Annotated in this window: 14 protein-coding genes and 1 tRNA gene; 3 read left to right on the top strand and 12 right to left on the bottom strand. The window is 68.7% G+C overall.

What is annotated here, in order from left to right; genetic code table 11:
• Window positions 1-13: 13 nt before the first annotated feature.
• From crtI to ACX80F_RS00270, 3 genes are read right to left on the bottom strand one after another with little or no spacing between them, the layout of a single operon-like run.
• Window positions 14-1,636 carry a phytoene desaturase family protein gene (gene crtI / locus ACX80F_RS00280; RefSeq protein ID WP_459334399.1) on the bottom strand — a complete coding sequence of 541 codons (1,623 nt, stop codon included), beginning with the start codon at window positions 1,634-1,636 and terminating at the stop codon, window positions 14-16.
• Entirely contained in the window at window positions 1,633-2,532 is a 900-nt protein-coding gene (locus ACX80F_RS00275) for a phytoene/squalene synthase family protein (protein ID WP_459334398.1), read from the bottom strand. Before ACX80F_RS00275 ends, crtI begins: the two co-directional genes overlap by 4 nt.
• Window positions 2,533-3,600 (bottom strand): polyprenyl synthetase family protein, encoded by a 1,068-nt coding sequence (locus tag ACX80F_RS00270; RefSeq protein ID WP_459334397.1) that lies wholly within the window; start codon window positions 3,598-3,600, stop codon window positions 2,533-2,535.
• 121 nt (window positions 3,601-3,721) lie between these two features.
• Between ACX80F_RS00270 and idi the strand changes: the two genes are divergently transcribed.
• Both idi and ACX80F_RS00260 read left to right on the top strand, forming a co-directional pair.
• Entirely contained in the window at window positions 3,722-4,324 is a 603-nt protein-coding gene (gene idi / locus ACX80F_RS00265) for an isopentenyl-diphosphate Delta-isomerase (RefSeq protein WP_459334396.1), read from the top strand.
• A gap of 73 nt (window positions 4,325-4,397) precedes the next feature.
• Window positions 4,398-5,597 carry an acetyl-CoA C-acetyltransferase gene (locus ACX80F_RS00260; RefSeq protein WP_459334395.1) on the top strand — a complete coding sequence of 400 codons (1,200 nt, stop codon included), beginning with the start codon at window positions 4,398-4,400 and terminating at the stop codon, window positions 5,595-5,597.
• 98 nt (window positions 5,598-5,695) lie between these two features.
• Here the strand turns inward: ACX80F_RS00260 and rplL are convergent, their stop codons facing one another.
• The 8 genes from rplL to ACX80F_RS00220 form a co-directional block, all read right to left on the bottom strand.
• Window positions 5,696-6,073: a 50S ribosomal protein L7/L12 gene (gene rplL / locus ACX80F_RS00255; RefSeq protein ID WP_459334394.1), complete on the bottom strand. Its 378-nt coding sequence runs from the start codon at window positions 6,071-6,073 to the stop codon at window positions 5,696-5,698.
• 57 nt (window positions 6,074-6,130) lie between these two features.
• Entirely contained in the window at window positions 6,131-6,733 is a 603-nt protein-coding gene (rplJ, locus tag ACX80F_RS00250; RefSeq protein WP_459334393.1) for a 50S ribosomal protein L10, read from the bottom strand.
• Between the two features lie 232 nt (window positions 6,734-6,965).
• A complete protein-coding gene (locus tag ACX80F_RS00245) occupies window positions 6,966-8,108 on the bottom strand; it encodes a GNAT family N-acetyltransferase (RefSeq protein WP_459334392.1) in 1,143 nt (380 codons plus the stop codon).
• 102 nt (window positions 8,109-8,210) lie between these two features.
• A complete protein-coding gene (rplA, locus tag ACX80F_RS00240; protein ID WP_104121382.1) occupies window positions 8,211-8,915 on the bottom strand; it encodes a 50S ribosomal protein L1 in 705 nt (234 codons plus the stop codon).
• 146 nt (window positions 8,916-9,061) lie between these two features.
• Window positions 9,062-9,493: a 50S ribosomal protein L11 gene (gene rplK / locus ACX80F_RS00235; protein WP_087030133.1), complete on the bottom strand. Its 432-nt coding sequence runs from the start codon at window positions 9,491-9,493 to the stop codon at window positions 9,062-9,064.
• A gap of 121 nt (window positions 9,494-9,614) precedes the next feature.
• A complete protein-coding gene (nusG, locus tag ACX80F_RS00230) occupies window positions 9,615-10,481 on the bottom strand; it encodes a transcription termination/antitermination protein NusG (RefSeq protein ID WP_459334391.1) in 867 nt (288 codons plus the stop codon).
• A gap of 104 nt (window positions 10,482-10,585) precedes the next feature.
• Window positions 10,586-10,843, bottom strand: coding sequence for a preprotein translocase subunit SecE (secE, locus tag ACX80F_RS00225; RefSeq protein ID WP_459334390.1), 258 nt, complete (start codon window positions 10,841-10,843; stop codon window positions 10,586-10,588).
• 153 nt (window positions 10,844-10,996) lie between these two features.
• A tRNA-Trp gene (locus ACX80F_RS00220) sits at window positions 10,997-11,069 on the bottom strand.
• A gap of 266 nt (window positions 11,070-11,335) precedes the next feature.
• Between ACX80F_RS00220 and ACX80F_RS00215 the strand changes: the two genes are divergently transcribed.
• Window positions 11,336-12,571, top strand: a complete 1,236-nt coding sequence (locus ACX80F_RS00215; RefSeq protein ID WP_459334389.1) for a pyridoxal phosphate-dependent aminotransferase — start codon at window positions 11,336-11,338, stop codon at window positions 12,569-12,571.
• A 59-nt stretch (window positions 12,572-12,630) separates the two neighbouring features.
• Here ACX80F_RS00215 and ACX80F_RS00210 read toward each other — a convergent pair whose 3' ends face one another.
• Window positions 12,631-13,302 (bottom strand): LuxR C-terminal-related transcriptional regulator, encoded by a 672-nt coding sequence (locus tag ACX80F_RS00210; RefSeq protein WP_459334931.1) that lies wholly within the window; start codon window positions 13,300-13,302, stop codon window positions 12,631-12,633.
• Between the last annotated feature and the right edge of the window lie 26 nt (window positions 13,303-13,328).

Genomic DNA, 13,328 nt, shown 5'->3' with positions numbered 1-13,328 from the left:
CGGCGCCGTCCGGCTACCCGGCGGCGGGCTCCGGCAGGGGTCCCGTGCTCACGTCGCCGCGGAGGCGCTTCACGATCAGCTCGGCACTGATGAGGCACATCGGGATGCCGATGCCAGGGACGGTGGAGCTGCCCGCGTAGAACAGGTTCTCGACCTTGGCGCTGCGGTTCGAGCCGCGGAAGAACGCACTCTGCTTCAGGATGTGCGCCGGTCCGAGGGACGTCCCCCGCCAGGCGTTGAGGTCCTCGGCGAAGTCCTGGGGACCGTAGCTGCGACGCACGACGATGCGCTCCGCGAGGTCGGGGATGCCCGCCCATTCGGAGATCTGGCCGATGACGGCGTCGGCGAGGTCCTCCACCCGCGGGTCTCCCCCGCGCTCCAACCCGCCCTTGCCGATCCCGACGTCCGCCGGGATGGGCACGAGCACGAAGACGTTCTCGTGGCCCTCGGGGGCGACGGAGTCATCCGTCGCACTGGGTCGGCAGACGTAGAGCGACGCCGGCGAGGGTACCGAGGTCTCCTTGCCGAAGATCCGCCCGAAGTTGTCCCGCCAGTCGGTGGTGAACAGCAGCGTGTGGTGTTCGAGCTGCGGGAGGGTGCCGCGCACACCCAGGTACAGCAGCAGCGCGCTCGGCCCGGGGACGCGCTTCTGCCAGTACTTCTCGGGGTAGGTCTGGAGGTCCACGGGCAGGAGGGTCGTCTCGGTGTGGTGCAGGTCCGCCGCGGAGACGACGATGTCGGCGGCGACCGACGTCGTCGTCGTCCCGGCGCGGTAGGTGACCGACCGCACCGTCGCGGCCTGGCGGTCCAGGGGCGATCGGCCGGGCGTGCGCGGGTCCGTGTCGATGGAGGCGACGTCGGCACCGGTGCGGATCTCGACGCCGGCCTCCTCAGCGACACGGCGCATCGCCTCGATGAGGGTCGTGAAGCCGCCCATGGGGTACAGCACACCGTCGTCGAGGTCCAGGTGGCTCATCAGGTGGTACATGCTCGGGGCCTCGAAGGGCGAGCTGCCGAGGAAGACGGCCGGATACCCGAGGATCTGCTGGATGCGGGGATCCTTGAACCGCTTCTCGACGAACGACTGCAGCGGCTGCGCCAGGAGCGCGCTGATGCGGGGCAGGCGCTTCAGGACGTCGGGCCGGAGGAACGGGAGGAAGGACTGGAACGTCGAGTAGAGGAAGCGCTTCTTCGCCATCTCGTAGGCGTCCTCCGCGGAATTCAGGTACTTCGAGAGCTGCTCGCCGGCCCCGGCCTCCAGGGACTCGAAGAGCTTGGTGACGGCTTCGCGGTCGGCGGGGACGTCGACGGTGTCCAGGCCGTCTTCGAAGATGACGCGGTAGCCGGGATCGAGCTTCACCAGGTCGAGCTGCTCGGCGGCGCTCGTACCCATCAGCGTGAAGAAATGGTCGATCACCTCGGGCATCAGGTACCAGGACGGGCCCGTGTCGAAGCGGAAGCCGTCCTGCTCCCAGGACCCCGCACGGCCGCCGACAGCGTCCCGCTTCTCCAGCAGCGTGACGCGGTGCCCCTCCCGCGCCAGGAGGGCCGAAGTCGCCAGTCCACCGATTCCGCCGCCGATCACGACGACGTCCTTCGCGCCCACGCGTGTATTCCTGCCCTGCTCTACGGTCATGCCGTCCTCTCCTGCGCGGCAGGTTCCGGTACCGCGCGACCGGTGAAGGCTTGCGCCATGATGCGGAACTTCACCGGGTTGGGAACCCGGATCCGTGCCCGGAGGAGCTCGTCGGCGGGTGTGCGCCGGAGGCGCGCCGCGAGGTCGGTGAACAGGCCCTGTGCGAGGGCGACGGCGCGGCGCGGCGTCGGGGGCAGCCCCGGGAGGGCGGCGGCCGAGATCCGCAGGTCCTCGTCGATGTCGTCCAGGAGGCGGATCTTGTCCGCCTCCGTGAAGTTGCCGGGCCGGACGCCGGGGAAGTAGCTGCGCCCCAGGGTCGTGAAGTCCTCGGCGAGATCACGCAGGAAGTTGATCTTCTGGAAGGCCGCACCCAGGTGCCGGGCGCCGTCGACCAGCACGGCGTCCTCCCCCGGCGTGACTGTCCGGCCCACCAGGAACGCCTTCAGGCACATGAGCCCGACGACCTCGGCCGACCCGTACACGTACCGGTCGAAGGACTCCTGGGTGTGTTCGTGCTGGGTGATGTCGGCGCGCATCGACGCGAAGAAGGGCCGGGTGAGATCGACGCCGATCCCGGTGCTCCTCGCGGTGACCGCGAAGGCGTGCACGACGAGGTTGGCGCTGTAGCCGGTGGCCATCGCCGTCTCGGTGTCCCGCTCGAGGTCGTCGAGCAGGCGCTCCACGTCCGCGTCGGAGAGGCCGGCGCCGGCCGCGGCGCCGTCCACGATCTCGTCCGCCACGCGCACGAGGGCGTACACGGCTTCGATGGAGCTGCGCGTGGTGCGGTCGAGGATCCGCGACGCGAGGCCGAAGGACGTCGAGTAGCACCGGATGACCTCGGCGGAGGTCCTCAGCGCGGCGTCGGTGTAGCGCGCGAGCGAATCGTCGACGCCCACTCAGTGCACCCTGTCCACGACGGCCGTCACGACGGGTTCGAGCGCGGACCGCAGGGCGGACGGCACCGCGGCCGACTCGAGGTGCGCACGGGCACGCGAGGCGTACTGTGCGGCGAGATCCGCGGAGTAGTCCTTCGCCCCGCTGTCGACGAGGATCCGCCGGACGAAGTCGGCGTCGGACGCCGACATGCCAGGGCTCCCGACGAGGGACGAGATGCTCTCCCACTCGGGGCGGGCGGACACGTAGGACAGGAGCGCCGTGCGCTTGCCCTCTCGCAGGTCCCCCCAGTTCGTCTTCCCCGTGCGTGTCTCGCTGCCGAAGACACCGAGCAGGTCGTCGGCGATCTGGTACGCGATCCCGGCGTCGCGCCCGAAGTCCCCGAGCCGTTCCACCACTTCCTCCTCGGCTCCCGCGAGGACGGCGCCGGCCTGGAGCGGCCCCTCGAAGGAGTACACCGACGTCTTGAGGCGGGCCATCTGGACGATGTCGTCGAGCGGGGGCATCTCGGCGCTGAGGGAGGTCTCGACGTCGAGGAACTCCCCGGCCGCGGAGGCGAACACCGCTTCGTCGAGGATGTCCCCCAGCCGGCGTCGTGTGGCGGGTGCTGCGTCGACCCTCTCGAGCAGGCGGTAGGCGTTGGACAGGGCCAGGTCGCCGGCGATGACCCCCGCGGAGAGCCCGACGTGGCGTGCACCGTCCGGGGACAGTCCCGCGGCCTCGGCCACGCTGCGGTAGCGTCCGGAGACATTCGGGATGCCCCGGCGGATGAAGTCGCGGTCGATCACGTCGTCGTGCACGATCAGTGCCGTGTGAAGGAGCTCGAACGCGGCCGCGAGCTCCGCTGCGTTGTCGAGGTCCCTGCCACCGAGCATCTGGTAGGCGGACATCACCAGGCGGGGCCGGAAGCGCTTGCCGCCCGTGGTGCAGCGCTCCAGGGTCTCCCACAGGGTGTGGTACCCGGGGCCGATCTTCGCGGCGCGGTTCTTGGACTCCTCGAAGAACCGCCGGAGGGCACCCTCCACCTGTTCCAGCCCGACGGGCTCGACCAGCAGAGTGTCCATGTCCATAGGTAAAGTAAACAACGGAAAGTGCGCCGTTGACGACACGGAGGCGGAGGACGGCGCCCCGGGCCCGCGGCGACGCCGAGCCCCGCGAGGCGCGCCGACAACCAGCGAAATGAGAGCCACCATGGCGAGCGAAACAGGAACGATCCACGACGGCGCGGCCGCGGGCGGCGGTGCGCGCCGGGACACCGAACTCGTCGTGCTGCTGGCGGAGGACGGCACACCGCTCGGGACGCAGGAGAAGGCGACCGTGCACACCCTCGACACGCCGCTGCACCTGGCCTTCTCGACCCACGTGTTCGACCGCGAGGGGCGCATCCTCGTGACGCGGCGCGCTCTCGGCAAGAAGGCCTGGCCCGGCGTGTGGACCAACTCCTTCTGCGGGCACCCCGCCCCGGGCGAGGACTTCGAGGACGCGGTCCACCGGCGGGCAGCGCAGGAACTGGGCTTCACCGTCACGGACGTCCGGGCTGCGCTGCCCGACTTCCGCTACCGGGCCGTGGACGCCGGAGGGATCGTCGAGAACGAGATCTGCCCCGTCTACACCGCCGTCGCCGACAGCGCCGTCGCTCCCCTGCCGGAGGAGGTCATGGACTTCCAGTGGGTCGAACCCGCAGGCCTGGTGCGCGCCGTCACGGCGACCCCCTGGGCGTTCAGCCCCTGGCTGACCCTCCAGCTCCCGCTGCTCTATCCGCAGGGCACGGACGGCACGGGTCCGCGCGGCTGAAGCGGTCGGGGGCGAAGGGGCCAGGCCCTAATCTGGTAGCGGCACCATTTCAACGACGAAAGAGAGTTTCGCCATGGCGACACCCACGCCAACCCCCGACGACGTCGTCCTCGTCGGCGGAGCCCGGACACCCCTCGGGCGCCTCAACGGACAGCTCGCCTCCTTCACGGCCGTGGACCTCGGCGCCCTGGCCATCGCCGGTGCCCTTGAGCGGGCGGGGGTCGATCCCTCCGCCGTGGACGCCGTCATCATGGGCCACGTGGTGCAGGCCGGGTGCGGGCAGAACCCGGCACGCCAGTCCGCCGTCAAGGCAGGCATCCCCTGGAACGTCCCGGCGGTCACCCTGAACAAGGTGTGCCTCTCGGGCCTCACGGCCGTGATCGACGCGGCCCGGCTCATCCGCAGTGGTGAGGCCCGCGTCGTCGTCGCCGGCGGCCAGGAGTCCATGACGCGCGGGCCGCACCTGCTCCCCGGGTCCCGCCAGGGGTGGACCTACGGATCCCTCCAGGCCCTCGACTCCGTGGCCCACGACGGGCTGACCGACGCGTTCGACGACGAATCCATGGGAGCCTCGACCGAGCGCGGCAACGTGCGGCTCGTGATCGACCGCACGGCCCAGGACACTGTCGCCGCGGCGTCCCACCAGCGGGCCGCTGCCGCGACGGACAGCGGGGTCCTCGCGGAGGAGATCGTCCCGGTGACGGTCCGGCAGCGCAAGGGCGACGACGTCGTCCTCACGACCGACGAGGGCATCCGTCCGACGACGAGCGTGGAGTCGCTCGCGAAGCTCCGGCCGGCGTTCAACCCGGACGGCGCGATCACGGCGGGCAACTCCTCCCCGCTGTCCGACGGCGCCGCCGCGCTCGTCGTGACGACGCGCGCGTACGCCGAGGAGCTCGGGCTGACGGTGCTCGCGGTCGTCGGCCGGCCGGGCCAGGTCGCGGGACCGGACAACACGCTCCATTCGCAGCCCTCGGCCGCCATCACGCAGGCCCTCGAGCGCGCCGGGTGGTCCGCCGCGGAGCTGGATTTCATCGAGATCAACGAGGCGTTCGGATCGGTCGCCGTGCAGTCCCTCAAGGACCTCGACTACCCGCTCGAGAAGTGCAACATCCACGGCGGGGCCATCGCCCTGGGCCACCCCATCGGGGCATCGGGTGCGCGGCTGGCGCTGCACGCGGCCATGGAGCTCGCCCGTCGTGGGAGCGGCAGGTCCGCGGTCAGCCTCTGCGGTGGAGGCGGTCAGGGCGAGGCCCTGCTCCTCTGGCGCTGAACGGTCCAGGACCCCTGGCCGACACGACAAGAGCCCCGCTTCGCGAGAAGCGGGGCTCTTGTCGTGGTGCTGCGGGTCGGGCGTGCCGACCGATGGTGTTACTTGAGGGTAACGGTGGCGCCGGCGGCCTCGAGGGCCTCCTTGGCCTTCTCTGCGGCTTCCTTCGTGGCACCTTCGAGGACGGCCTTGGGCGCGCTGTCGACGACGTCCTTGGCTTCCTTCAGGCCCAGCGAGGTGAGCGCGCGGACTTCCTTGATCACTGCGATCTTCTTGTCGCCTGCAGCCTCGAGCACGACGTCGAAGGAGGTCTGCTCCTCCTCGACGGCATCCGCGCCGCCACCGGCGGGGCCGGCGACTGCAACGGCAGCAGCGGTGACATCGAAGGTCTCCTCGAACAGCTTGACGAAGTCAGAGAGTTCGATGATGGACAGTTCCTTGAAAGCTTCGATGAGCTCTTCGTTGGTGAGCTTCGCCATGGGAGGCGTCCTTCCTTTAGTGGTGCAGTGCACCTTCAGTGTGTGGGCGAAGCGAAACTAGTTCGCTTCGGGTGCTGCGGCTTCCTCGACGGGAGCCTCCGCGGGAGCTTCTGCCGGGGCAGCGGCTTCCTCGGTTGCAGCGGGAGCGTCGGCATCGGCTGCAGGTGCAGCGTCGCTTCCCTCCTCGAGCTTGATGCGCAAGGCATCGACGGTGCGTGCCAGGGACGACATCGGTGCCTTGAGGACACCTGCCACCCGGGCGAGCTGGAGTTCACGGGACTCGAGGGCCGCCAGGGCGACGACCTCGGAGGCGTTCAGAGCCTTGCCCTCGAAGATTCCGGTCTTGATGACGAGCTTCGGGTTGGCTTTCGCGAAATCCGTGAGGCTCTTGGCTGCAGCAACGGCGTCGCCCTTGATGAAGGCGATCGCGGTGGGTCCGGAGAGCTGGCCGTCGAACGCGTCGATGCCCGCCTCCTTCGCCGCGATGCCGGTCAGGGTGTTCTTGACGACGGAGAACTTGTTGTCGGTGCCGAGTGCACGACGCAGGTCCTTCAGCTGAGCAACGGTGAGCCCGCGGTATTCGGTCAGGACAGCGGCGGTGGAATCCTTGAAATCGGTGGTGATCTCATCCACTGCAGAAACCTTTGTTGGCGTTGCCATAACCCTCCTTCCGGGGGAATATGCGCCGGCTTTCCAGCCCCATAAAAAACGCCCCGCGCAGATGCACGGGGCTTTGCTCGACACGGATCAGGTCCATGGAGAGGAGCTTCGTTCACCTGCGTAGGCCGTCCCTTGCGGGAACTTTCGAATCCTGATCCTTCTTCCTCGCCGCATACTGATACGCAGTGGGGAAGCGGAGGTGGATCGACCGACGGTCTTTGGTGCCTAAAGACTACGTGACGTCGGGGGCCCCTCCAAATCGAGGGAGAGGAAGCACCTTCTGCCAGCCTGCCGTGCGGCCCGCGGGCTGGAAGCCGAGTGCCGCGTTCACCTCGAGCATGAACGCGTTCTCCTCGGCGTTCCACGTGTAGATGCGCTCGGCATCGGGCCACTCAGCGAGCACCCGCCGGAGGTTGGTCGCCTTGAGCCAGGTGCCGAGCCGGTGGCCCCGATGCTGCTCGAGGACCAGTGTGTCCTCCTGGTAGACGACGGCCGGCCGGGACCCGAAGCGCTCGAGGACGGTGTGCCCGACCAGTTGCCCGGTGGCCCGATGCCGTGCCGCGCAGACCAGGGTCGAGGTCCCGCTCGCCGCGGATCTCTCCTCCTCGCGTCGGACACGGTCGGCGTCCCAGCGCTCCTCCTCCTGGGCGAAGCCACCGAGAGGCGGGTCCGTGCTCATGCGCTGCCGCAGCAGCGAGTAGTCGGCCAGCAACCCGTCCGGGCAGCGCTCCCCCCAGGCCACCAGTTCGTAGTCCGGCGCGCCCACCCTGCCCGCGTCCTGCTCGATCCGCGACACTCCGTCCAGCCGGTCCAGGTACAGCACGCTCATGCGGTCCACCTGGACCAGCTCGAATCCCGCATGCACGGCGAACATCGCCGAAGGCTCCTCGGCCGGGAAGAACCCGGACCCCGTCGGCGGAACGAGGACGGGCCCGTCGTCGCCGGCGTGTCGGCCCTTCCCTTTCTCCCGGTTTTGCCGGACAGCTGTGTCGCTCCAGGACATGATCGTCGTGCGCCCCCTGAGCCTCACCTGCTGCTCGGCGAACGCCAGCAGGGCGTCCCCCAGTCCCTGCCGGCGGTACTCCGGAAGCACGTCGATCTGCAGGTACCCGGCCCTCAGGTTGTCCCTGAGCGGGAAGGCGACCCGGGCGGTGGCAACGATGGTGCCGCCGTCCCGCGCGACGCCGAGGACGTACTCGCGATCAGGGCTCGGCTGCATCACGACGAGCCGCTCGTCCGCCGTCAGGCGGAAATCGTCGTGGCCCCACACGGCGCGCTCCACCGCGTCACTCACACCGGCGCTGTGCCGGAACGCGTGGCCTCCTTCGACGGCGAGGGATGCCGGGATCGGCAGTTGCTCGATGGTCACGGTCACCGACCCAGCCTAACCATGTGATTGATCTTTCTCAATCACTGTTGCCCCCGGACACGAAGAAGCCCCACGGCGGATGCCGCGGGGCTTCTTCGGGAGCAACACCTAGACGGCGAAGACCTTCGTGACGTTCGGGTCGACGGAGATGCCGGGACCGAAGGTGGTCGAGACGGTCGCCTTCTGGATGTAGCGGCCCTTCGACGCGGAGGGCTTCAGGCGGAGGATCTCCTCGAGCGCTGCGGCGTAGTTCTCGCCCAGCTTCTGCTCGTCGAACGACACCTTGCCGATGATGAAGTGCAGGTTCGAGTGCTTGTCGACGCGGAAGTCGATCTTGCCACCCTTGATGTCGGTGACGGCCTTCGCGACGTCGGCGGTGACCGTACCGGTCTTCGGGTTGGGCATCAGGTTACGGGGGCCCAGGATCTTTCCGAGGCGTCCCACCTTGCCCATGAGGTCGGGGGTCGCAACCGCCGCGTCGAAGTCGGTCCAGCCGCCGGAGACCTTCTCGATCATGTCGTCGGAGCCGACGAAGTCGGCGCCGGCCGCGATGGCCGCCTCTGCCTTCTCGCCGGTCGCGAAGACCAGGACACGGGCGGTCTTGCCGGTGCCGTGGGGGAGGTTCACGGTGCCACGGACCATCTGGTCCGCCTTGCGGGGGTCCACTCCGAGACGGAAGGACACCTCCACCGTGGCGTCGAACGTCGACGGGTTGGTCTCCTTCGCGAGGACTACCGCTTCGAGGGGGGCGTACTGCTTGTCCGCCTCGATCTTCGCGGCAGCTCCCTTGTATGCTTTGCTGCGCTGTGCCATCTGCTTGTTCTCCTTATGCAGTCGTGGTCTGCGGACCGCGCTCGGCCCTGCCACTCACGACGTCGTCCGCGGGAGCGTCGCCGTCGTGCCGTGAAAATGATGGTGTGCCCTGTCCGACGGAGCCGGACCGGGCGGGGGTGGGCTGGTCAGCCCTCGACCGTGATGCCCATGGAGCGGGCGGTGCCGGCGATGATCTTCGCTGCTGCCTGGACGTCGTTGGCGTTGAGGTCCTCCATCTTCATGGTGGCGATCTCTTCGACCTGGGCGTTGGTCAGCTTGGCGACCTTGACCGTGTGCGGCGTGCCCGAGCCCTTGGCGACTCCGGCCGCCTTCTTGATCAGTTCGGCTGCCGGCGGGGTCTTCGTGATGAAGGTGAACGAGCGGTCCTCGTACACCGTGATCTCCACGGGGATGACGTTGCCGCGCTGGGATTCCGTGGCGGCGTTGTACGCCTTGCAGAATTCCATGATGTTGACACCGTGCTGGCCAAGCGCGGGACCGATGGGAGGAGCCGGGTTTGCGGCACCTGCATTGATCTGCAGCTTGATGAGGCCGGTGACCTTTTTCTTGGGGGCCATGAAAGGGTCCTTCTCTTGCATTGCGTTCCCGCGGGACAGGAGCGTCCTGCGGGGTGGTGGCCGTCATGGCGTGACGGGCCTGACGGTACCTCCGGCCAAGCACGCCGGGGGCACCGAAGCTTTACTGGATCTTGGTGACCTGGTTGTAGGAGAGCGTGACCGGGGTCTCGCGCTCGAAGATCGAGACGAGCACGACCAGCTGCTGCGACTCGTGCTTGATCTCGGAGATCGTCGCCGGGAGGGTCTCGAAGGGGCCCTCGTTGACGGTGACCGATTCCCCGACCTCGAAGTTGACCGTGGCGGGGGTGAACTGCGGCTGGACCGGCTTGCCGGACACCGCATCCGTGTGGACGATCGTGTGCTCGAGCATCGAGAAGACCTCGGAGAGGCTCAGCGGGACCGGGTTGTGGGCGTTGCCCACGAAGCCCGTGACGCCCGGGGTGTGGCGCACGGCGCCCCAGGACTCGTCGGTCAGTTCCATGCGGACCAGGACGTACCCGGGGATGCGCACGCGGTTGACGATCTTCCGCGTGGTGTTCTTGATCTCGACGACCTCTTCCATCGGGACCTGGATCTCGAAGATGAAATCTTCCATGTCCAGCGTCTGGATGCGGGTCTCAAGGTTCGCCTTCACGCGGTTCTCGTAGCCGGCGTAGGAGTGGATGACGAACCAGTCGCCCTCCTGCCGGCGGAGTTTCGCCTTGAACGCGACCACGGGGTCTTCGGGGGCTTCCTCGACGGCCTCGTCGTCCGCGTCGGTAGCGACACCGGCATCGTCCGCGTCGGTGGGGGCGTCGGCGTCGGAGGCCGCTGCCTCGTCGACGGCGTCGACCGCTGTGGCCTCGATGTCGGAGTCGGTGGAGTCGTCGACCACGTCAGAGCCGTCAGCAGGCACGTCGGTGGAGTCCACCTCCGCCTCCGTCCCGTACTCCTCGTTCTCCAGACCATCTTCGGGAGTGATCTGCCGTTCGAGTTCTTGCTCGGACACCTAGCCGCCTGCTTTCTGACATTCTTCGAAGGTTGGTCTGCTTGCCTGCACTCGCCCTGACGCTCCGCCTGCGGGGCGCCGACGGGGTGTTCCCCGGGACAGCGTCAGCTGCCGCCGAACACCCACAGCGCGCCGCGGCCGAACAGGAGATCCAGTCCCGTCACGATGAGCATCATGATGATCACGAACACGAGGACGGTGATGGTGAACCGGACCAGCTCGCGTCGGGTCGGTGTGACGACCTTCCCGAGCTCAGCGAAGACCTGGCGGATGAACAGCATGATGCGTCCGAAGAGCCCGCGCTTGGGAGCCTCTTTCTCGGATGGGCTTCCCTTGGAGCTGCTCGCAGCCGTATCGGTCACCGTCAACCTCATCAATCTGTGTGGTGTTCCAACCGGACCACCAATGGCGCGTCCAGCTGATCATGTTTACCGTCGCGCGGAACCGATGCCTGCGGCGGGACTTCGTGATCTGTTTCTGCCGTGCCTTCGCCGTCGTTCCGCGAAGGCCACGCGCAGGGCAGACAGGACTCGAACCTGCAACCTGCGGTTTTGGAGACCGCTGCGCTACCAATTGCGCCACTACCCTTTGGTCTTGAACCGGTACAGCTCCACTCCGGACGGCCCCGGAGGGCACGAACCATCATGGTGTTTCAACACCGAGGAACAAGTCTACGCATTCACCGCCGGAACGTCGAACCGGCCGCCGGAGAACCCCCGTCCCGTCACCGTCCGGACGCACGGCGACGGGGTGCGGGCGGCCGCGTCGGCGCAGCGCCGGCCCGTGTCCCGGCCCGGGCACGGGCCAGCCCCTAAGCTTGGAAGGGACACATGCCCCCCAGGGAACGGGACCCGATGAACGCGACGACCGATGACTCCACCCGCGCAGCACTCCCCCGGGTCTCCCGGCGGATCGGCTCGATCGCGGAGTCCGCGACACTCGCCGTGGACGCCAAGGCCAAGGCCCTCAAGGCGGCCGGACGCCCCGTGATCGGCTTCGGTGCGGGCGAGCCGGACTTCCCGACGCCGGACTACATCGTCGAGGCGGCGATCGAGGCGGCGCGCCAGCCGCGGTTCCACCGCTACTCCCCTGCCGGTGGGCTGCCGGAACTGAAGCAGGCCATCGCCGTCAAGACACAGCGTGACTCCGGTTACGGCGTCGACCCCTCCCAGGTGCTGGTGACGAACGGCGGCAAGCAGGCCGTGTACGAATCCTTCGCGGCGCTCCTCGACCCCGGGGACGAGGTACTGGTCCCCAGTCCGTTCTGGACCACCTACCCCGAGGCCATCCGCCTCGCAGGGGGTGTGCCGGTCGAGGTCTTCGCCGGCCCCGAGCAGGGTTACCTGGTGACGGTCGACCAGCTCGCCGCCGCCCTGACACCGCGCACCAAGGTGCTCCTCTTCGTCTCGCCGTCCAATCCCACCGGGGCGGTGTACGGCCCGGACGCCGTCCGGGAGATCGGCGAGTGGGCTGCGGAGCGCGGGCTGTGGGTGGTCACCGATGAGATCTACGAGCACCTGACGTACGACGACGTCCCGTTCACCTCGATCGCGACGGCGGCCCCTGCCCTCGGTGACAAGGTGGTGATCCTCAACGGCGTCGCCAAGACGTACGCCATGACCGGGTGGCGCGTGGGCTGGATGATCGGACCGAACGATCTCGTGAAGGCGGCCACTAACCTGCAGTCCCACGCGACGTCGAACGTCTCCAACGTGCCGCAGATGGCCGCCCTCGCCGCCGTCTCGGGCCCGTTGACGGCGGTAGAGGAGATGAAGGTGGCGTTCGACCGGCGGCGCCGCGCCATGGTCTCGGGGCTCGACGCGATCGACGGCATCGAGTGTCCCACGCCGCACGGTGCCTTCTACGCCTACGCGGATGTCCGCGCCCTGCTCGGCAGGAGCTTCGACGGCACCACGCCCACGACGTCGGCCGAACTCGCCGCGCTGATCCTCGAGAAGGTGGAGGTCGCCGTCGTTCCCGGGGAGGCCTTCGGGCCCAGCGGATTCCTGCGGTTGTCCTACGCCCTCGGCGACGAGGACCTCGCGACCGGCGTGCGCCGGCTGCAGGAATTCCTCGGCTCCGCCCGCTGACGGCGTCCTCGCCCGGGCAGTGACGGCGTCCTCTCCCGGGTACGCGGAGCGCCGGCAGGTCAGAGCAGCCTGCGCTCCGTGGCCCACCGCGTGAGTTCGTGCCGGGAGGAGAGCTGCAGCTTCCGCAGGACCGCGGACACATGGGTCTCGACGGTCTTGACGGAGATGAACAGCTCCTTCGCCGTCTCCTTGTAGCTGTAGCCCCGGGCGATCAGCCGCATGACCTCCAGTTCGCGTGCCGAGAGGCGGTCGAGCTCGTCGTCGACGGCCACCGAAGCCGTCCCGAACGCATCGAGGACAAAGCCGGCGAGCCGTGGCGAGAAGACGGCGTCGCCCGAGGCGATGCGCTGCACTGCGTCGGTGATCTCCGGGCCGGAGATGGTCTTGGTGACGTATCCGCGGGCCCCCGCGCGGATGACGGCGACGACGTCCTCCGCCGAGTCGGACACGCTGAGGGCCAGGAAGCGGGACGGGACGCCGAGCCGGGAGCACCGGTGGATGACCTCCGCGCCTCCTCCACCGCGACCACCGGGCAGGTGCACGTCGAGGAGGACGACGTCTGGCCGCGCGGAATCGATCACGGTTTCCGCCTCCTCGACCGTCGCCGCCTCGCCGAGGACACGGATCACCGGGCCGAGCGCACCGCGGAGCCCCGCGCGGAAGATCCCGTGATCATCGACGATCACCACCGAGACGATTCCCGGCGCAGGGCCCTCCGCCGCGTCATCCATGCTGTCCATGTCCCTCTCCTCCGGCT

The sequence above is a fragment of the Arthrobacter sp. TMS2-4 genome (genome assembly GCF_054511075.1).
The sequence above is the reverse complement of the archived record's forward strand: the minus strand, read 5'-3'. Positions and strand labels throughout refer to the sequence as shown.